The organism is Peristeroidobacter agariperforans, from assembly GCF_004138335.1.
Taxonomy (GTDB): domain Bacteria; phylum Pseudomonadota; class Gammaproteobacteria; order Steroidobacterales; family Steroidobacteraceae; genus Steroidobacter; species Steroidobacter agariperforans.
On sequence record NZ_RYFW01000002.1, the window covers coordinates 1,106,481 to 1,124,825 of the forward strand.

General features: G+C 61.9%; 18 protein-coding genes. 10 read left to right on the top strand and 8 right to left on the bottom strand.

The window, feature by feature from the left end:
* Window positions 1-108: 108 nt before the first annotated feature.
* Window positions 109-924 (top strand): SDR family oxidoreductase, encoded by an 816-nt coding sequence (locus EK373_RS18610; RefSeq protein WP_129645216.1) that lies wholly within the window; start codon window positions 109-111, stop codon window positions 922-924.
* 3 nt (window positions 925-927) lie between these two features.
* On the opposite strand, the gene EK373_RS18615 is transcribed toward EK373_RS18610, so the two are convergent.
* The 3 genes from EK373_RS18615 to rtcR form a co-directional block, all read right to left on the bottom strand.
* Entirely contained in the window at window positions 928-2,070 is a 1,143-nt protein-coding gene (locus tag EK373_RS18615; protein ID WP_129645217.1) for a methyltransferase family protein, read from the bottom strand.
* A gap of 50 nt (window positions 2,071-2,120) precedes the next feature.
* Window positions 2,121-3,194, bottom strand: a complete 1,074-nt coding sequence (locus tag EK373_RS34040) for a glycoside hydrolase family 11 protein (protein WP_129645218.1) — start codon at window positions 3,192-3,194, stop codon at window positions 2,121-2,123.
* Between the two features lie 174 nt (window positions 3,195-3,368).
* Window positions 3,369-4,949, bottom strand: a complete 1,581-nt coding sequence (gene rtcR / locus EK373_RS18625) for an RNA repair transcriptional activator RtcR (RefSeq protein ID WP_129645219.1) — start codon at window positions 4,947-4,949, stop codon at window positions 3,369-3,371.
* A 260-nt stretch (window positions 4,950-5,209) separates the two neighbouring features.
* Here rtcR and EK373_RS18630 point away from each other — a divergent pair, with 260 nt between their 5' ends.
* The 3 genes from EK373_RS18630 (at window position 5,210) to rtcA (ending at window position 9,370) form a co-directional block, all read left to right on the top strand.
* The gene (locus EK373_RS18630) at window positions 5,210-6,763 is read left to right on the top strand and encodes an RNA-binding protein (RefSeq protein WP_129645220.1); all 1,554 of its coding nucleotides are present in this window, start codon (window positions 5,210-5,212) and stop codon (window positions 6,761-6,763) included.
* Between the two features lie 373 nt (window positions 6,764-7,136).
* Window positions 7,137-8,357 (top strand): RtcB family protein, encoded by a 1,221-nt coding sequence (locus EK373_RS18635; protein ID WP_129645221.1) that lies wholly within the window; start codon window positions 7,137-7,139, stop codon window positions 8,355-8,357.
* A gap of 2 nt (window positions 8,358-8,359) precedes the next feature.
* Window positions 8,360-9,370, top strand: a complete 1,011-nt coding sequence (gene rtcA / locus EK373_RS18640) for an RNA 3'-terminal phosphate cyclase (protein WP_129645930.1) — start codon at window positions 8,360-8,362, stop codon at window positions 9,368-9,370.
* On the opposite strand, the gene EK373_RS18645 is transcribed toward rtcA, so the two are convergent.
* Both EK373_RS18645 and EK373_RS18650 read right to left on the bottom strand, forming a co-directional pair.
* The gene (locus EK373_RS18645; RefSeq protein ID WP_129645222.1) at window positions 9,371-9,577 is read right to left on the bottom strand and encodes a DUF6494 family protein; all 207 of its coding nucleotides are present in this window, start codon (window positions 9,575-9,577) and stop codon (window positions 9,371-9,373) included. It lies immediately after the preceding gene.
* 67 nt (window positions 9,578-9,644) lie between these two features.
* The gene (locus EK373_RS18650; RefSeq protein ID WP_198683421.1) at window positions 9,645-10,256 is read right to left on the bottom strand and encodes a VOC family protein; all 612 of its coding nucleotides are present in this window, start codon (window positions 10,254-10,256) and stop codon (window positions 9,645-9,647) included.
* A gap of 155 nt (window positions 10,257-10,411) precedes the next feature.
* Here EK373_RS18650 and EK373_RS18655 point away from each other — a divergent pair, with 155 nt between their 5' ends.
* On the top strand, window positions 10,412-11,803 hold the full coding sequence (locus EK373_RS18655; RefSeq protein ID WP_198683422.1) for an alpha/beta hydrolase family protein: 1,392 nt from the start codon (window positions 10,412-10,414) through the stop codon (window positions 11,801-11,803).
* Between the two features lie 242 nt (window positions 11,804-12,045).
* On the opposite strand, the gene EK373_RS18660 is transcribed toward EK373_RS18655, so the two are convergent.
* Window positions 12,046-12,690: a glutathione S-transferase family protein gene (locus tag EK373_RS18660; protein WP_129645223.1), complete on the bottom strand. Its 645-nt coding sequence runs from the start codon at window positions 12,688-12,690 to the stop codon at window positions 12,046-12,048.
* A 165-nt stretch (window positions 12,691-12,855) separates the two neighbouring features.
* On the opposite strand from EK373_RS18660, the gene EK373_RS18665 reads away from it, so the two are divergent.
* On the top strand, window positions 12,856-13,200 hold the full coding sequence (locus EK373_RS18665) for a hypothetical protein (protein WP_129645224.1): 345 nt from the start codon (window positions 12,856-12,858) through the stop codon (window positions 13,198-13,200).
* Here EK373_RS18665 and EK373_RS18670 read toward each other — a convergent pair.
* Window positions 13,194-14,267, bottom strand: a complete 1,074-nt coding sequence (locus EK373_RS18670; RefSeq protein ID WP_232831152.1) for a pyridoxamine 5'-phosphate oxidase family protein — start codon at window positions 14,265-14,267, stop codon at window positions 13,194-13,196. The two genes, EK373_RS18665 and EK373_RS18670, sit on opposite strands and share 7 nt — an antisense overlap.
* A gap of 16 nt (window positions 14,268-14,283) precedes the next feature.
* Between EK373_RS18670 and EK373_RS18675 the strand changes: the two genes are divergently transcribed.
* The 4 genes from EK373_RS18675 (at window position 14,284) to gorA (ending at window position 17,318) form a co-directional block, all read left to right on the top strand.
* On the top strand, window positions 14,284-14,553 hold the full coding sequence (locus EK373_RS18675) for a GIY-YIG nuclease family protein (RefSeq protein WP_129645225.1): 270 nt from the start codon (window positions 14,284-14,286) through the stop codon (window positions 14,551-14,553).
* Window positions 14,554-14,618: 65 nt separating this feature from the next.
* The gene (locus EK373_RS18680; RefSeq protein ID WP_232831153.1) at window positions 14,619-15,683 is read left to right on the top strand and encodes a DUF1615 domain-containing protein; all 1,065 of its coding nucleotides are present in this window, start codon (window positions 14,619-14,621) and stop codon (window positions 15,681-15,683) included.
* Window positions 15,684-15,702: 19 nt separating this feature from the next.
* On the top strand, window positions 15,703-15,969 hold the full coding sequence (locus EK373_RS18685) for a YheU family protein (protein ID WP_129645227.1): 267 nt from the start codon (window positions 15,703-15,705) through the stop codon (window positions 15,967-15,969).
* 5 nt (window positions 15,970-15,974) lie between these two features.
* A complete protein-coding gene (gene gorA, locus EK373_RS18690) occupies window positions 15,975-17,318 on the top strand; it encodes a glutathione-disulfide reductase (RefSeq protein ID WP_129645228.1) in 1,344 nt (447 codons plus the stop codon).
* A 2-nt stretch (window positions 17,319-17,320) separates the two neighbouring features.
* On the opposite strand, the gene EK373_RS18695 is transcribed toward gorA, so the two are convergent.
* Window positions 17,321-18,289, bottom strand: coding sequence for a DMT family transporter (locus EK373_RS18695; RefSeq protein WP_269813693.1), 969 nt, complete (start codon window positions 18,287-18,289; stop codon window positions 17,321-17,323).
* Between the last annotated feature and the right edge of the window lie 56 nt (window positions 18,290-18,345).

An 18,345-nucleotide genomic window follows, 5' to 3' on the forward strand; every position in this document is an offset into this window, starting at 1 on the left:
CTGGCACGGATACATTCCGATACAGACCAGGGGGGCGGCGACATCAACCGTATACATGGGTGCGCTTGAATACGCCTCACCGGGTTATCGGACGAGGTCGAGACGAGCATGAAGACGGTATTCATCACGGGTGCGAGCAGCGGTTTGGGCAAGCTCACCGCCGCCCATTTCGCGAAGCAGGGCTGGAATGTGGCGGCGACGCTGCGCAATCCCGAGGCCGACACCGAATTGCGCAAGCTCAGCAATGTGCAGCTGATCAAGCTCGACGTGACCGACGTTGCACAAGTGAAACGCGCCGTGGGTGAAGCGATCGATGCTTTCGGCTCGGTCGACGTCGTCGTCAACAATGCCGGCGCCGGCTCGTATGGGCCGCTGGAGTTTGCGACGGAGGAGACCATCGACTGGCAGTTTCGCTTGAACGTCCGTGGCCCGATCAATGTCATGCGGGCGTTTCTCCCGCACTTCCGTGCGCGTCGCCGCGGCATGTTCATCAACATCAGCTCCTTCATGGGCGTGACGACGGTCGTGCCCACGGGCTCGCTGTACAACATGTCCAAGTTCGCGCTCGAAGGGCTCACCGAAGGGCTGTACTACGAGCTCGCGCCGCTGGGCATCGAGCTGCGCCTGATCGAGCCGGGCGGTTCACGCGGCAATAACTTCAAGCACAACATCGTGTTCAACGCCAATGCAGACATCACCGACTACGACGCGATAGTCAACAAAGTGCAGTCGCTGTTCGAGGCCACGCCCGAGGACTTGCTGGACGATCCGCAGACCATCGTCGATGCGATCTATGCGTCGGCGTCAGGAGAGAACAAGCAGTTTCGCCAGGTGCTGGGCCAGCAGGGGCAGGGCCTGCTCGCGCTTCGCAAGGAGTTGCCGATCGAACAATACTTGGAACAGATGGCCGCAATGTTCCGGTAGGCGCTACCAGACGCCCGGAACAAAACGCCAGCGAACTTTCCGGGCGTACTCCGCGTAGCCGTTGTCGAGGAGTCGCAAGTGGCGCTCCTCGGTGACGGCGCGCATCGCATAGATCGCCGTCCAGCCGAATATCGCGAACAGCGAGTAAGCGAATGCCTGCCAGTGGCCCGACGCGAGCGTGGTTCCAAGAAGAGGTAGCGCGCCAAGCCACCACGCGAAGTTTTTCGCCGCATAGCCGGGATGGCGGACGAACGCATAAGGACCCTGCGTCACGATGCCGCGGTTCGTGAGATTGCTGGCCTTGGAGCCGAGCGCGATAGAGGCCCAGGAGAAGATGCCGAGCGCGATCAGCACGCCGATGTTCAGCGTGAAATGCAGGAAGTCGCTCTGGAACTGAGGAAAGTCGCTGCTCTGCCATTCCAGCAAACGCAGCGTGAGATCGTTGAACGGCGGATAACAGGCCAGGCAGATGAACCAGCCGAAGAACGTCGGGTCTACGGAGCGGATGCGATTGCCGAGCGTGGGCAGCTCGATGATGTAGCCCAGCGTGAACAGCAGCGTGTCGACGAACAGGATCAGCTGAAAGGCGGCCCAGAACAGCGAGGTGTCGAACAGTTCTCGGCCGGACAGGCCACCTTGTGTCCCGTCGATCAACTGGAACAACGACCCTGTGAGGTTGGCGACGTGGACCAGGCACCAGTTGATCATCAGCGGCGCGAAAAATAGCTTCAGCAGCAGCGCCAGTCCGGCCTGTCGAGCGAGCGGCGAGAGCTGCGGATTCGAGCGATCACGCCGCAAGGCGAACCATAAACCCTGTGCAAAGGTGAACGCCTTTGAACGCATCCACGGGTAGGCGGCGTAGTACGGAATCAATATCGCTGCATAGATCGCGATCAGCGTGACGAACAGGCCGTGCACGGTGATGACCAGGTCGAGGCCGAACAGGCCGAGCTGCCACTGCCCTTGCAGCATCGAACGATGAAAGTTGCTGAGCCTCGAGATGATCCAGTACGACAGGCCGATGAAGGCTAGAGTCGACAGATAGTTCGAGACGAAGCGCGCGCTCCACAGCCTCGCGAGCATGCCGTAAAGAAGGGTGGACGGGGATCCACCCTTCGCAGGGACAACGCGAACTTCGGCGCTCATGTTTCGCGAGTCAGAGGTGCATTGTTATCGATCACGATTGACGGCCCGGCTCAAGGCGTATTGCCGTAGCCGATGGCGCCGTTGCAGTGCATCCACTCGCTGTTCGAGCCGCCACCACAGCTGCCGTTGGCGTACAGCCCGGTGTTATAACTTTGGGCTTCGGATTGACGCGTCTGGCCGTTCACCTGGATGTAGTCGACCTGCACGTCGCGGTTGCCACTGTCGTTGGTGTAAGCAACAGTGATGCCGCCGCTCAGCGTGGTCGTCGCCGTGAAGTTTTGCATGCTGGTCGAGAGCGACCAGGTCGCAACAGTGCTGTTGTTGACGCGCAGGGAGATGGATTCTCCGCCAACGGTGCCGCGTGCGCGCACGAGAATGGTCTTGCTGCCGCCACCACCGCTGCTACTGCTACTACTGCTGCTGCTGCTGCTCGAGGAGGATGAGCTGCTGCTACCGCTACCACCAATGGTGATATCTGAGCTGCCGCTGCTCTGATAGCCCTCGGTCGCCAGGACCATGTAGTTGAACGTACCGAGATTCAGCCCATAGCTGCGCCACGCGTCGAAATGATTGCCGGTGGTGATGGTGCCGCCGACCCGTTTCTGCTGTCGCACGCTCCAGTACTGATAAAACGTGCGAGTGCCTTCGATGGACGGCTGATTGACCCGCTGCGTGCGATAAACATCGTACGTGCCGCCATCGCTGGTGACGGTGCCGAGGAAGCCCTCGCCACCGGGCGGGCGCCATGTGCCCCAGCTATCGACGATGTAATATTCCACCAGTGGATTGGTCGTCCATCCATACAGGGCAAGATACGAGTTGCCCGACGGATTGAAGCTGCCCGAATAGGTCACAGTACGGCGTCCGCCGGTTTGCCAGCCCTTGCCGCCGACCCAGTTGCCGACATTGCTCCATTGCGACGTGTAGCGTCCGCCGGACTGCAAGGTGAAGGAGACCGAGCCGCCGCCGTCGGTCCAGAACGAGTAGTAATAGCCGTCGTGAGTGCCGGTTTGACTCGAGGTCAAAGTCTGGGCGTTCGCCGCCGAAGTGCAGAGCGCGGCAGCGCAGGCGAGTGCAGAACAAAGCGTGCCGGCAACGGTAAATCTTCTAGAGATTCCATTCATGATGATTCCCCCTTTCGTTGTGGCGTCAATGTAAAACAGGCGTTCGATGTGCTGTTTGTTATAAACCTCCTTAGATTTTGTTACCGCTAACTTTCGGCGGTACTTATCCGCCAGGTGCGCGAGCGTGTCAAGCGCCGCTGCGAATGTATCGAGAGATATAGGCGGATCGCAGGTTTATTGCCGGAGTGCTGCCCAATCCAGGTTGAAGCGGGCGAGATATTTCTTCAGCCGATCGCTGTCGTTCACTGCCCGGCGACGTGTTCGCGACGCTGCAAACAATCTCCTGCCGGCTTCGGCCAGAGTCGTACACGAACGGCACGTCGCGATGACCGCGTCCAGTTGCAGCCGATCGAACAGATCGATGTCGGCGAGCTGGTCCGCCGGCAGCAGCGATTCGAGATTGCTGTGCGCCTGTTCCGGCTGCCAGGCCTGTCGCAGCCGGTCGATTTCATCCTGCACCACTTCGACCGTGATCTTTCCGTCTTCGGCGAGCGTGGCCATACGCATGATGGAGGCGGACAGCTCTCGGAAATTGCCGTTCCATACCGCTGCCGGTGATGTTGCGAATCGCTGGTACTCGCGCCGGGCTTCGGCGTTGAAGCGCACATTGGCGTCGTTGTCCTGCGCGAACCGCTCGAGCTCGTAGTCGATGTTCGGCTCGATATCTTCACGGCGCTCGCGCAGTGCCGGCATCTCGAAAACCCACAGATTGATTCGAGCGAGCAGATCGTCGCGGAACCGTCCGGCCGCGACGGCGGCGCGAAGGTCGCGGTTCGTGCCGGCGATCAGCTGAAAGTCGCTTTGGACTTCCTTGTCCGAGCCCATCGGCGCAAAGCGCTTTTCTTCGGTGGCCTTGAGCAGCATGGTCTGCTCGTCGATGCCCAGCTCGCCGATTTCGTCGAGGAACACGACGCCGCCGTGAGCCTTGCGCAGCAGGCCGGCGCGATCGGTTTGGGCGCCAGTGAAGGCGCCTTTCACATGACCGAACAGCGTGGAGAGCGCCGCGTCGCCGCGCAGAGTCGCGCAGTTCACTTCGACGAATTCGCCCTGGATCTGATGGCGGGACTTCTTCAGTTCGTAGATGCGCCGAGCCAGCGTCGACTTGCCGGCGCCGGTGGGGCCGTTGAGCATCAAAGGCGCTTTGGAGCGCGCAGCTACGCGCTCGATGCGCGCGATCATCTGGTTGAACTCGGCATTGCGCGTCTTGATGCCGGACTTCAGGAACTCGGTGCTCTCCTGTTTCTCACGCGCGAAGCGGGCGCCGATCTGGTTGTAACGCGACAGGTCGAGATCGATGAGCGAGTACGAGCCGACTTCCCGCAAGCTCTGCTTGCGAGGCGGTGACGTTTGCAACAGCACCGCCGGAAAATAGCGTGCCTCGGTCAAAAGAAACATGCAGATCTGCGCGACGTGCGTGCCCGTGGTGATGTGGATGAGATAGCGCTCGCGCTCCGGATCGAAGGAATACTGGCGCGCGAATTCGTGCAAGCAGCCGTACATCTCCTGGAAGTCCCACGGATCCTTGGGGTCGCAGAGGTGCAGGTTCACCTTCGTTTCGGGTGAAGCGGCGGCGATGTCCTCCTGCAGTTGCTGAGCCAGGCGAAGGTGAGGGCGCGCGTGAAGCATCTCGAAGCGATCGATGACCAGATCTTCCTGCTGGCAGATCGAAACACTGGGACGCCACTTCTCCCAACGGCCCGGCCCGCCGCCACTGTCCAGCATCGAACCCAGGAAGCCGATGACCACGGTTTTCATTAACTATCCAAAAGGAGAAAGCACTAGCTTAAAAGATAACACTTCATGGCAGCAATGAGCTTGCGTCTAGTGGGTTGCGGGGCGACTGTTTTGCTAAATTGCGCGCATAGTCAGTGAGTTATGAACGTGCAGGGCGTCGGGCTCCGCCGCCTGGCACAGCGGTTGCTATCTCCTTCCGCGAGCAACGATTCAATCAGAACGGGCGGCGCCATGGGGGCGCCGCGGCTCACACGGAACAAACGGAACGGGAGTCGCCCATCATGGCCAACACTCAACTCTTTCAGTCGACACGCGGCGCCTTTGTGCCGGCGGCGATGGACGCGAATAGCGAAGGCGCGCCGGCATATCGGTTCTCGCCGAAGCATCTGTTGGCTCAGTACGCCGTGACCGGCTGTCTCAACAACACGTTCTACGCTAGCGGTGCGGATCAGCTCGAGCAGGTGCTGGAGCTGAGCAAGCAGCTGGATGCGGAGTTCATCGCGAAGACTGCGGTCTATGCGCGTGAGAGCGCGTCGATGAAGGACATGCCGGCGTTGTTGCTGGCGGTGTTGTCGACGAAGAGCCCGGAGTATTTGCGTCGTGTATTCGATCGTGTGGTCGACAACGGACGCATGCTTCGTAACTTCGTGCAGATCATCCGCAGCGGCGCTGTCGGTCGGAAGTCGTTGGGCTCGGCGCCGAAGGCGCTGGTGCAGAACTGGTTGAGCTCTGCGAACGAGCGACGCCTGATCGAGGCAGCTGTGGGCAGCGATCCGTCGCTGGCCGACATCGTGCGAATGGTGCATCCGAAGCCGAACGATCCGGTTCGTGAGGCGTTCTATGGCTGGTTGCTGGGTAAGCCGTACGCGTTGGAAGCCTTGCCGCGCAAGCTGCAGGAGTACGTCGTGTATAAGTTCGACCGGTCGCAGGAGTTTCCGGATGTGCCGTTCCAGATGCTGACCGCGCTGGGATTGAAGCGAGATGAGTGGGCGATGGTCGCCCGTCGCGGCAACTGGCACATGGTGCGCATGAACTTGAAGACGTTCGCCCGTCACGGGGTGTTCGAGATCGAGGGCATGTCACGGGTGGTCGCGGACAAGCTGCGCGATCCGGTCGCGATCGAGAAGGCGCGAGTGTTGCCGTATCAGTTGCTGGCTGCGTATCGGGCGGCGGCTGCGGGCATTCCGATGGAAGTGCGCGAGGCGTTGCAGGATGCGATGGAAATCGCGCTGGTGAACATCGGTAAGTTCGACGGCCGTGTGGTGGTGTGCCCGGACGTTTCCGGCTCCATGGCCTCGGCGATCACCGGCGTGCGTAACGGAGCGACGAGCGCCGTGCGGTGTATCGACGTTGCTGGCCTGGTGGCAGCCGCTGTGGCTCGCACCAACCGGGACGCGTTGGTGCTGCCGTTCGAGAACTGCGTTCGTGACATCGCGCTGAACATGCGGGACTCGGTGATGACCAATGCCGAGAAGCTGGCAGCGATCGGTGGCGGTGGAACGAACTGCAGCGCGCCGTTGAAGTCGTTGAATGCGCGGAAGGTGCAGGCGGACCTGGTGATCTATGTTTCGGACAACGAGTCGTGGGTGGATGCCCGCAAGACCGGTTCGACCGAGATGATGCGTCAGTGGGGCGCCTTCAAGGCCCGCAACCCGGCGGCGAAGCTGGTGTGCATCGACATCCAGCCGAATGGAACGACTCAGGCGATGGAGCGCGCCGATGTGTTGAACGTCGGCGGCTTCTCGGATGAGGTGTTCAATGTGGTGAACGCGTTTGCCAACGGCACGCTGTCGCCGGGTCATTGGGTGAACAAGATCGAAGCAATGATGATTTGAGGTTTGGTGCGCGCGGGAATGCGTCTGTGACTACATCCGGTAAATGTCAGGTCACCGACAACCTGGTCCCGGGCGCATCGATCCAAACGGGTTTGTGCGAATGCCGGCAGGACTACATGGGTAAGCCGCAAGGCGACGGGGTTCAAGTCCCCGACAGGCTGCAAGGCCTGAAAGAGTCCTGCCAAACGTTGTCGCACATCGGTGCTGTCGCCGACGAATGCTGATGGAACTACATCGCTAAGGACGCCGGGGTCGCGGGTTCGAATCCCGTCCGCTCCAACACTGTGGGGCGGTAGCTCAGAGGTAGAGCACGGGTTTCATCGACTGCTTGGTCGTCGGCGCCGGGATCGACTGGATTATTGGAGTGAAGGACATGAGCGAAAAGAATCACGACACGATGAACGTCGAGGGCGGCGCCCACGTCAAGATGTGGACGCAGGGCGTGCCGGTCGAGGACGGGGCCAAGGAACAGCTGCGCAAGACGGCGAAGATGCCGTTTATCTTTCATCACATCGCAGTGATGCCGGACGTGCACGTTGGCAAGGGCTCGACGATCGGCAGTGTCATCCCGACGCTGCAGGCGGTGATACCTGCGGCGGTCGGCGTCGACATCGGCTGCGGCATGATCGCGGCCAAGACGACGCTGCAGGCGTCCGATCTTCCGGACAACTTGAGTGGCGTGCGTTCGGCGATCGAGCGGGCTGTACCGCATGGCAAGTCCCCCGGACGGCACGACCGGGGCGCGTGGGATCGGCCTCCCGACAACGCGGATGCGGCGTGGGGCAAGTTACACGAGGGCTTCAAGCGGATCACGGACAAGTACCCGCACCTGCAGAAGACCAACAATCGTATGCATCTCGGTACGCTTGGCACCGGCAATCACTTCGTCGAGGTGTGTCTCGACGAAGAGCAGTCGGTTTGGTTCATGCTCCATAGCGGGTCGCGTGGCGTCGGCAATGCCATCGGCACGCACTTCATCGAGCTGGCCCGGCGGGACATGCAGCAATGGATGATCAATCTGCCGGACCGCGACCTGGCGTATTTCCCGGAGGGCACGCAGCACTTCGACGACTACGTCGAGGCGGTGGAGTGGGCGCAGAACTTCGCGCGATTGAATCGTGAGGTGATGATGCAGAATGTGATCGCAGCCGTGCGCAAGGCGATTCCGAAGTCGTTCGAGAGTCACATCGAGGCGGTGAACTGTCATCACAACTATGTGAACCGGGAGCACCACTTCGGTCGCGATGTGCTCGTGACCCGTAAGGGAGCCGTGAGCGCTCGAAAGGGCGAGCTCGGCATCATTCCGGGAAGCATGGGTGCGCGTTCGTACATCGTGCGCGGCCTCGGCAATGAGGACAGCTTCCATAGCTGCAGCCACGGTGCGGGACGGACGATGTCTCGCACCGAGGCTCGGAAGCGCTTCACGGTGGAAGAACATCGTGCGGCAACGGCGGGAGTGGAGTGTCGAAAGGACAAAGAAGTGATCGACGAGACTCCCGCTGCTTATAAGGACATCGACGCGGTGATGAACGCACAGCGAGACCTGGTCGAGGTGGTCCATACGTTGAAGCAGGTCGTGTGCGTCAAGGGATGAAAATGATCGAGATCGATGGATCCAAGGGCGAAGGCGGCGGGCAGATTCTGCGCTCGTCGCTTTCGCTCGCCATTTGCACGCAGCAGCCGTTCCTGATTACGAATATTCGCGCCAATCGCGATAAGCCGGGGCTGTTGCGTCAGCATCTCACTGCGGTCAAGGCCGCGGGGGAGATCTGCAATGGAGAACTGACCGGCGCCGAGATCGGCAGTCGGGAGCTGACCTTCAAGCCGGGCCGGTTGAAGGGCGGCAATTATTCGTTTGCGATCGGCACGGCGGGCAGCTCGACGCTGGTGTTGCAGACCGTGCTGCCGCCGTTGTTGACCGCGGAGGAGCCCAGCGTCGTTCGGATCACTGGCGGAACGCATAATCGCGGTTCGCCGCCGTTCGATTTCCTGCAGCGAGCGTTTTTGCCGTCGCTCGCTCGGATGGGTGCGAAGGTGGAACTCGAGCTGCGAAGCTACGGCTTCTACCCGCGAGGCGGCGGCGAGATCGTCGCCAAGATCGCTCCGTCTGAGTTGTCGGCGCTAACGCTGACCGAGCGAGGCGATCGAGTGCGGGCTTACGCCGAAGCGTACGTCGCGGCGTTGCCGATCAATATCGCGCAGCGTGAGTTGGAGGTCATCGGCCATCGCTTGAACTGGTCGCAGGATCAGTTGTTGCTGCGCGGCCTGTCGAATGACATGGGACCGGGCAACGCCGTGACGATCACCGTCGAGCACGAGCATGTCACTGAAGTGTTCACGGGCTTCGGCGAGCGAGGCGTTCGAGCAGAGGCGGTTGCGGCTGGCGCAGTCGACGAAGCTCGCAACTACATTGCAGCGACCGCCGCGGTCGGCGAGCACCTGGCGGATCAGTTGCTGTTGCCGATGACGCTCGGGCAGGGCGGATCGTTTACGACGACGGTCGTCACGGAACATCTGCGATCGAATGCATCGATCATCGAGACGTTCACGTCGAAGCGCGTGTCGATCAGCGAGTTCGACGGCGGCTTCTCGGTGCGGGTCCGGTAGTCAGCCCAGCTCGATTACACCGTCGAACACGACGTTGAGCTGCACGCCTTCGATCTCCAGCGTCATCCGGGCGGGCAGCGATTCGGCGCCTGAAATCCTGCCCTCCTGGATCGCCTGGGCCACTGCATGCTCGATCTCGCGTTGCGAGCCGACGCCGACCATCTTTAGAAACTTGCGAATGCTGAGATTGAAGGTTTCGTCGTTCATGGGGGCTCCAGGGGCGTAACGGACGGCTCGAGCAGGTAAACGCGCCGCCCCGCGCCTTGGTTGCCGGTCAGCTCGCCAAGGGCTCGCCCGTCTGCTCGCGAACCAGGTAATTGGCGTACCAATCCGGCCAGTTTTTATCCCGTTCGCCCGTGCGTTTCTCGTGCTCCGTGTGAGCGGCCTCTGCGCGGCGCAGCGCTTTAGCGAGTTCGCCTGCGGACGTGAAGGTCGTGGCTGCGTCGACTCGTCCGGGAAGGCGCGTGGTGACTTCTTGCAGCAGCCACGTGTTGCCGTCCGGATCGCTGAACGTTGCAAACGAGCCGTAGCTGCCTCGCTCGGGATGGATGCCGGGGCGCACGGGTTGCCCCGGGCCCTGTCGATGCGCCACCTCACTGACCTTCACGCCCAGTTCAAGCAATCGGGCGCGCGCTGCCTCGACATCAGAAACGACGAGAAACAATCCGGATGCCGAACCGGGCGCCGCGTCGGTGAGGCCCTTGCCGAAGTGCACCGAACACGAGGAACCTGGCGGAGTGACTTGCACGCCTCGAAAATCATCGCCCACGACGAAGTCGCCGTCGAGCCGCCAGCCGAGCTTGGTGTAGAAGCGCAGGGCGCGCTCGACATCGGCAACCGGAATGACGACGACTTCCAGCTTCATGATTTCGGGTGCGGTACTCATGTTGACTCCTGGGAGTGGACGGACCGATTCCGGAAACGTAGCGAATCTGGCGCGGGCTGCGATTAGACCAAGGGGCATCGACCTGGGTGTCGCAACCTTTGGCGGACATTGCGCGTCGTAGATGCCATTCGCAGCAAGCCTGGAAGGTTGTTCCCATGCATTGGATGGTCCCTACGTCGATGATTCTGCTGGCGCTCGGCGGTTCTCGAGCAATCGCTGCGTCACCTTCGAGTCCCATTCCTTGCGAAGTCGGCAGCTACACCATGGCGGACGGCACCCAGCTGGACATTGCCCCCAGCTCTGAGGGCAGGTTGCGATGGAGTCTTCTCGACGGTCGCACCGGCGCGCTGACATCGCAGGGCAAGGGACGATGGACCAGCAAGCTGGGCTGGACCGATCGTCCCGACGGACATCACGTCACGTTTTCAGATTGCAAGCGAGGCGAGATTCGATTCGACGAGCTCAGGGGCAAGCGCCAGGCTTTGATCCAAATCGACACTCGCTTTCAAGGCAGCGGTGTCGATCTGGCCGGGCGATTGACGTTGCCGCCGGGCCAGGCGCGAGTGCCCATCGTTGTATTGATCCACGGCGCCGAGCACTCATCGGCGCTCGAGGATTATTCGTTGCAACGGCAGTTCGCGAGCGTCGGCATCGGCGTGTTCGCCTATGACAAGCGTGGCACGGGCGCGTCCGCAGGACGCTACTCCCAGAATTATTTGTTACTCGCGACCGATGCGGTTCACGCCGTGCGTGAGGCTCGGCGTCTCGCCGGCGATCGTGCCGGACGAGTGGGATATCAGGGGGGCAGCCAGGGTGGCTGGGTGGCGCCGCTGGCAGCGCGCATCGAGCCGGTGGACTTCGTCATCGTGAGCTTTGGGCTGGCGGTGTCGCCGCTGGATGAAGATCGCGAGGCGATCGAATTCGACATGCAGCGTGCCGGCTTCGGGCCCGAGATCGAGGTCAAGGCCATGGAGATTGCCGACGCCACGGCGCGAATCGTCGACAGCAATTTCACCGAAGGCTACGAGCAGCTCGCTGCGGTCAAGCGCAAGTATGGCAACGAGCCTTGGTTCAAGTCGGTCCGCGGTAACATCACCTGGTATCTGTTGGCCGGGTCGGAAGAATCGATACGCAAGGAAGGTCCGGCCCTACTCGAAGGTGTGCCGGCCCGGTACGACCCGATGCCGGTGTTGGCGAATCTCGACGTGCCGCAGCTATGGATAATGGGAGGCCAGGATCGCGACGCGCCGCCGAGGCAGACGCTGCGTCGGCTGGAAGCGCTGAGAAAAGCGGGTCGGCCGATTACCGCGGCTGTTTTTCCCGACGCGGACCACGGGATGTACGAGTTCGAGACGCAGGCGGATGGCGAGCGCGTGTCGACGCGCCAGCCGGAGGGCTATTTTCAGATGATGAAGGACTTCATCGAGGGCAGGCCGCAGGCTCCGGGCTATGGAAGTGCGGAGCTGCGTGGCGGCAGCACATGGATTACAGAGCGCCGAAACCCCGAACCGCGAGCCACGACGCGCCCACCCACACCGCGCCCTTGACGAACAGCGCCAGAAACGTGGCTCGCGCTACGCCTTTCACCCACGCCGGCGGGTTGTGGAAAGTGGAGGCGACAGAAGCTGCAATTGGCGTGTGCATCGCGTGAGTTCCTCGGTGCAATTGGAAACTGCGAATGAGGATACGAGCGGTGTGCGTGCAGCAAACATCCCCGGATGGACCAACCACCCCTACGGCCGGGCCTGCGATTTCCTCTACGACATCGCCTTAACCGGATCGACTACGGTCAGGACTGATTTCTCCAGTCGGTCAGGCCCTCGCGATCGTTGACCTCGATGAATGCAGGCCGGGAGCGCATGCGGTGGATGTAGGGCGCGAGATTTTTCCAGGTGGTCGCCGGTCGCGGCATGTTTCGCGACCAGCGCATGACCATGGTCGCCAGGAAATCGGCCGCGGTCAGTTCGCTGCCCATCATGTGAGTGCGACCGTCGGCCAGGTGCGCATCGAGCCGGTCCCATGCACCTTCGATTCGACGTCGTGCGAGCGCCTTGACTGCGTCAGCGTCGGCAGGATCGCCGTCCGCCTGGGCATAAAACCAATCGCGCTTGGCGGGTAGCACTGTGTTCGCGAGGAAGATCATCATTTCGAGCCAATCGGCGCGACCGGGCGCTCCCGGCAACGGTGCGAACTTCTTCTCTGGATGACGCTCGGCGAGCAACATCAGCAGGCTCGTGGATTCTCCGTGCGCCTTGCCGTCGACCATCAAAGTCGGAATGCGGCCGGTGGGATTCACGCGCAGATACTCCGGCGATTTCTGCGCGCCGGCATCGATGCTGACCAGCTTCGCCTCGAACGGCACGCCGAGCTCGATCAGCATCCAATGCACCGCCAGGCTGGCGGATCCCGGCGAATAATAAAGCGTGTAACTCATGGCCAACTCATCCGAGAAGGGTCGGCGCAGAAGTTTAGCGCAGCGGGATGCCCGAACTACGGACCAAAAGCGCCATCGTTGCGGCCCAGGACGGCCATCGGTGCCGGGGAACCGCTGTCCGAATTGAGTGTTACAAGTCACACCGAACCAAACGAGGATCGCACAATGGCGCAAGCACGGGACAGCTCCATCCTGGCCAGCTCACTTTGGATGATCCTGATCAGCCTCGTGCTGTTCTTCTTGCCGGCCATCAACGGCCTGATCGGCGGCTGGGTGGGTGGCTACAAGGCCGGCTCTGCGGGGCGAGGGGTGAGTGCGGCGGTGTTGCCCTCCATCATCGTCGGCGCGATCTTGTGGATCATGTTGGCCTCGTACGGCCGTCCGCTGCTCGGTTTCTTCGGCGGCCTGGCCGTTGGCTTGTGGGCGCTGATCTCGAGTGTGGGTTTGTTGATCGGCGCCGCCATCGGCGGCGTGATGGCGCCGGACCGCTCGGGCCTGCGGCTTCAATAGAGATTCTTTTTATAGTCGTGGTCGAGCCCTTTGCGCATCATGCCTGGGATCGACACGCTGGCGCGGGCCAGGGCTGCCTCTGCGCCGCCAACCCGGCTCAGCTTGATGTGAGCTTTGAATATCTCCGCAGGTTCCAGCCCGGTGGCGGTCTGCACGGCCGGCCAGAGTCGTGCGCGCGACAGCGCTTCGCTTCTGCGCACGATGCACTCCGCGTGCTGAATCCGGGTCACGAGCTTCGGTGTCTTCTCGTTGACGGCGAACGATGCGCGCACTGCCTCATCGGTGGACACGCTGGCGACGCCGGTCACGTGCATGACATCCAGGGATCCTGGAATCACCGCCATGGCCGCGATCCGTGGCTGGGTCAAAATGTTCCGAAAGCTGTCGACGCGGCGGTTGCCGGGGCGGTCCGGGTACCACATCGCGTCTTGATGCGCCTTCAACAACACACCCGCCGGATCGCCTTTGGGGCTCACATCCGCGCGTCCATCGTTGTCCATGGTGGCCAGCGCCATGAAGCGGCTTTGCTCCACGAAGGCGGCAGCATCAGAGATCACATTCACCTCGACCGGCGTTGCGCTCCAGAATCCCGATCGCATGAAGGCCTTGGCGCAATGTAAATAGCATTCTTCCACCGCAACACCGATGTGACCATCGGCGACGCCGCGAACACGACCGTTGATACGCAATGTTTCATCGATGCCGGGCACGAGGAACAGCGAACCGAAGCCCTGGCCTTCACGCGCCAGGCTCGGATCGTCGAGCAGCGTCAGGGGCAATTGAATGGACTGAGGATCGGTCACGCGCAGGAAGCCCGTTTCGCCGCCGCCCGCGGTCGCCCGGATGCCACTGGGATCGCCGAAGGCCGCAAACATGAACGGCGAGGCGGCGAGCCACCGCATGGCGTTGTCATCGAGGTAATCGATGACTTTCAAGTCGCGCGGGGCAGGCAGTCTGCCAACGTGGCCTTGTAACGTGTCGAGATCGGTGACCAGGTCGTTCACGGCGTTCCGTCGTCCTTCCGCAGCGGCAGTCGAGTGCGCAGTCTGCCCGAATCGGCGACACATGCGGTAACCTCTGCGTATGACTCAAAGTTGGTGGGTTTATTTGCTCATCTGCCGCGATGGCCGCACCTATGCCGGTATCGCGACCGACGTTGCGGCCCGTTTCGAAGCTCACAGCCGTGGCAAGGGCGCGAAATTCACGCGCTCGAATCCGCCCGTTCGCGTCCTCGGCGCGCAAGCCTTCGCCACCAAGTCGGAGGCGATGAAAGCGGAAGCGGCGTTGAAGAAGCTGGATCGTCCCGCAAGGCTGGCCTGGGCCAAACTGCTGGAAGTCAGCGCCACCACATGACCGACTCGTTACGCCTCAACTCGGTCCCGCGCCGCCGGTTCGGCGCAGTGGCGGTGTCACTGTGCATGAGTCTGATCGCGAGCTGCACGAGCCCACCGGTGCGCGAGCCGGCCATCGATCCGGATGTGGCGCGAGCGGAGATTGCCAAACGCATTGCTCCTACGGTCAAGAATCGCGAAGGCTGGGCAATCGACATCTTCGCTGCGTTCGAGGCGCTCTCGATCCGCCCGACGGCGGAGAACATCTGCGCCGTGGTCGCAGTGACCGAGCAGGAGTCCACGTTCCAGGCCACTCCCGCGGTGGCTGGGCTACCCGCCATTGCTCGCCGTGAGATCGATGCGAGGGCGGCTCGTTACAAGATTCCGAATTTTCTGGTGGATGCGGCACTGAGCGTGGAGTCGCCGAATGGCAAGAGCTATCGCGAGCGACTGGCGAAGGTCAAGACCGAGCAGGAGCTGAGCGAGATCTTCGGCGACTTCATCGGCATGGTGCCGCTGGGCGAACGTTTGTTCGGCAGCTTGAATCCGGTCCGCACCGGCGGCCCGATGCAAGTGAGCATCGCGTACGCCGAACAGCACGCCAATCAGAAGCGCTATCCCTATCCGATGCCGGGCAGCGTTCGCGAGGAGGTGTTCACGCGACGTGGCGGCATGTACTTCGGGATCGCGCATCTGCTCGACTATCCGGTGAGCTATCCGGGCATGGTGTATCGCTTCGCCGACTTCAACGCCGGCCACTACGCCAGTCGAAATGCGGCGTTTCAGAGCGCCATCGGCAAATTGTCCAAGACAAAGCTCGCCTTGGATGGTGATCTGTTGATCGAGGGTTCGAGCGCGCCGAGCAAAACGGAGCTGGCGATTCGCGGCCTGGCCGCCGAGCTGGATCTGGATGACCGTGCGATTCGCCGGGATCTGGAGCTGGGCCGCGAGCAGGCGTTCGAAGACAGTAAACTTTTCAAGCGAGTGTTCGCGTTGGCTGACAAGAAACTGAAAGGTCCCGTGCCACGCGCGCTGATGCCGAACATCCGTCTGGAAAGCCCCAAGATCACGCGCAAGCTCACCACCGAGTGGTTCGCGAGGCGCGTCGACGATCGCTACCAGAAATGTCTGGGCCGGGGCCGCACCAGCTGAGCATGTGCTATCGTCGCGCATGCCGTTCGATCCCTCCACCATGTATCCCGACGACGAAGATCTGACTCCCGTGGCAGTGCCGCACACCGAGCTGTCGGCCGACGCGCTTCGGGGTGTCATCGAATCATTCGTATTGCGCGAGGGTACGGAGTACGGCGAGCGCGAGTTCACGCTCGAAGAAAAGCTGACGCACGTGGTGCATCAGCTGGAGCGCGGCGAGGCGCAAATCATGTTCGATCCCCAGTCGAACTCGGTCGACATCGTGGTCACCCGAAAGCTCAAGTAGATTCCATGGCCAGCCAACGCGACTTCAATCTGTTTGTCATCGGCGCCGGGTCCGGCGGTGTGCGCGCGGCGCGAATGTCAGCGGCTCATGGAGCCAAAGTCGCAGTCGCCGAGGAATACAGAGTCGGCGGCACTTGCGTGATTCGCGGCTGCGTGCCGAAGAAACTGCTGGTGTACGGCGCGCACTTCGCCGAAGACCTGGAAGATGCGCGCCGCTTTGGCTGGCATGTGCAGGATGCGAAGTTCGATTGGCCGACGTTGCGCGATAACGTGCTGGCCGAAGTCACGCGACTCAGCGGCCTGTACACGCAGACGCTCGATAATCACAAAGTGACGATTCTGCCGGAGCGGGCCGTTGTCACGGGCCCGAACGGCGTGCGAGTCGGCGAGCGCGAATACACGGCCGATGTGATTCTCATCGCGACCGGCGCGCGCCCGCACGTGCCGACGCAGCCAGGCTGCGAGCACGGCATCACTTCCAACGAGGCGTTCCATCTCGAACAGCTGCCGAAGCGGCTGTTGATTGCAGGCGGCGGCTATATCGCCAATGAATTCGCCGGCGTGTTCAACGAATTCGGCGTCAAAGTCACGGTGGTCAATCGATCCGATGCGATTCTGCGCGGCTACGACGCGCAGATCCGCGATCGGCTGCTGCAGATCTCGATGATCAAGGGCATCCAGTTCCTGTTCAATTCGCCCATCGAGAAGATCGTCAAGGAGTCGAGCGGCGCGCTCACCGTTCACATGCCCGGCGGACCGCAGGAGTTCGATGCGGTGATGTTTGCTACCGGTCGAGTGCCGAATACGCGCGGGCTCGGGCTGGAGAGCGCAGGCGTCGAAGTCGACGAGAACGGCGCCGTCCGCGTGGACGATGAAAGTCGCTCGACGTGTCCCTCTATCTACGCGGTCGGCGATGTGACCGATCGGGTACAGCTCACGCCGGTCGCGATCCGGGAAGGACAAGCGTTCGCGGACACGGTGTTCGGCAAGAAGCCGACCAAGGTGGATTACAGCTGCATTCCTTCGGCCGTGTTCAGCCATCCGCCGCTCGCGGGGGTCGGGATGACGGAAGGGGAGGCGCGCAATCGACTCGGCGCCGTCAAGGTCTACACCGCGGACTTCCGTCCGATGAAGAACGTGCTCGCAGGCCGCAACGAGCGCGCGTTATATAAAATCGTCGTCGATGCAGCGACCGATAGAATCGTCGGCGCTCATATGATCGGTCCGGATGCTCCGGAGATTCTGCAGGTGCTGGCGATTGCCGTGAAAGCCGGCATCCGCAAGTCACAGCTCGATGAAGTGGTCGCGGTCCATCCGACGATGGCCGAAGAGCTGGTGCTGCTGAAATAGCCTCACGTTTCCGGCGTCGGTTCCGGCGCCGGCGGACTGGGGCGTTTCTTCAGTGCATATTCGCGCCACAGGATGATGAGCCCGCCGGCGACGACCAGCGGCGCGCCGATCCATACCGAAGCCGTCGGGATTTCCGCGAAGAACACGTAGCCCAGGATCACCGACATGATCATGTTGGTGTAATCGAGCGGGGCGATAGTCGATGCCGGCGCGTATCGATAGGAATACGTCATCACCAGCTGGCCGGCGACGCCGAACACTCCGGCCCCGACGATCAGCAGCCACTGTGTCGTCGTCGGCACGACCCATCCCGCGAACGCCGTCAGCGCCGCACAGACCATGAACGTCAGCGAGAAGTAAAAAGTGATCGTGAGCGCGTGCTCGCCGCCGCTCATCATGCGCAGGAAGATCATTGCAACGGCCGAGAACATCGCCGCACCGAGCGCAACCAGAACGCCGAGCGATGCGCCGTCCGCAAACGTGAGATGCGGGCCGAGCATGATCAGCACGCCGATGAATCCCAGCGCCAGCGCGGTCCAGCGAAACCGATGGATCTGCTCGCCGAGGAACACCATCGCGAGCAATGTGATGAACATGGGCGAGGTGAACGAGATCGCTGTCACATCGGCCAGCGGAATCATGGTGACGGCGGTGAACAGGCAGAACATGCTCACCGTGCCCGACAACGAGCGCAGCGCGTGCGACTTCAGATTACTGGTCTTCAGCAGGTGCAGCCGATTCGTCTGCCGGGCAATCAGCGCCAGCAGCACTATCGACAGTAAACCGCGAACGAAAATCGTCTGCCCGACCGGAACCGCCTGCCCGAGCAGCTTTACGCACAACGTCATCCCGGCGAACAGGACGACGGACACGAGTTTCAGCGCGATGCCCAGGATCGGCCGGTGTAGAGAAGCTGCGGCGTGCAAGGAGGCGGAGTTTGTTGAGGATGAGCCGCCGGCCAAACGCGGCACGCCCAAGGCCCGTCAGCTTACCCTAAGTCATGCGGCGTGTCCGCATCCCGGCGCTG

What these genes read in the sequence shown, in the direction of transcription:
- EK373_RS18645 (WP_129645222.1), bottom strand. Translation starts at nt 9,577, where the DNA reads ATGAACGACGAAACCTTCAATCTCAGCATTCGCAAGTTTCTAAAGATG.
- EK373_RS18615 (WP_129645217.1), bottom strand. Translation starts at nt 2,070, where the DNA reads ATGAGCGCCGAAGTTCGCGTTGTCCCTGCGAAGGGTGGATCCCCGTCC.
- rtcR (WP_129645219.1), bottom strand. Translation starts at nt 4,949, where the DNA reads ATGAAAACCGTGGTCATCGGCTTCCTGGGTTCGATGCTGGACAGTGGC.
- rtcA (WP_129645930.1), top strand. Translation starts at nt 8,360, where the DNA reads ATGATCGAGATCGATGGATCCAAGGGCGAAGGCGGCGGGCAGATTCTG.
- EK373_RS18635 (WP_129645221.1), top strand. Translation starts at nt 7,137, where the DNA reads ATGAGCGAAAAGAATCACGACACGATGAACGTCGAGGGCGGCGCCCAC.
- EK373_RS18675 (WP_129645225.1), top strand. Translation starts at nt 14,284, where the DNA reads ATGACTCAAAGTTGGTGGGTTTATTTGCTCATCTGCCGCGATGGCCGC.
- EK373_RS34040 (WP_129645218.1), bottom strand. Translation starts at nt 3,194, where the DNA reads ATGAATGGAATCTCTAGAAGATTTACCGTTGCCGGCACGCTTTGTTCT.
- EK373_RS18685 (WP_129645227.1), top strand. Translation starts at nt 15,703, where the DNA reads ATGCCGTTCGATCCCTCCACCATGTATCCCGACGACGAAGATCTGACT.
- EK373_RS18660 (WP_129645223.1), bottom strand. Translation starts at nt 12,690, where the DNA reads ATGAGTTACACGCTTTATTATTCGCCGGGATCCGCCAGCCTGGCGGTG.
- EK373_RS18655 (WP_198683422.1), top strand. Translation starts at nt 10,412, where the DNA reads ATGCATTGGATGGTCCCTACGTCGATGATTCTGCTGGCGCTCGGCGGT.
- EK373_RS18665 (WP_129645224.1), top strand. Translation starts at nt 12,856, where the DNA reads ATGGCGCAAGCACGGGACAGCTCCATCCTGGCCAGCTCACTTTGGATG.
- EK373_RS18670 (WP_232831152.1), bottom strand. Translation starts at nt 14,267, where the DNA reads ATGTGTCGCCGATTCGGGCAGACTGCGCACTCGACTGCCGCTGCGGAA.
- EK373_RS18610 (WP_129645216.1), top strand. Translation starts at nt 109, where the DNA reads ATGAAGACGGTATTCATCACGGGTGCGAGCAGCGGTTTGGGCAAGCTC.
- EK373_RS18650 (WP_198683421.1), bottom strand. Translation starts at nt 10,256, where the DNA reads ATGAGTACCGCACCCGAAATCATGAAGCTGGAAGTCGTCGTCATTCCG.
- EK373_RS18680 (WP_232831153.1), top strand. Translation starts at nt 14,619, where the DNA reads ATGAGTCTGATCGCGAGCTGCACGAGCCCACCGGTGCGCGAGCCGGCC.
- gorA (WP_129645228.1), top strand. Translation starts at nt 15,975, where the DNA reads ATGGCCAGCCAACGCGACTTCAATCTGTTTGTCATCGGCGCCGGGTCC.
- EK373_RS18630 (WP_129645220.1), top strand. Translation starts at nt 5,210, where the DNA reads ATGGCCAACACTCAACTCTTTCAGTCGACACGCGGCGCCTTTGTGCCG.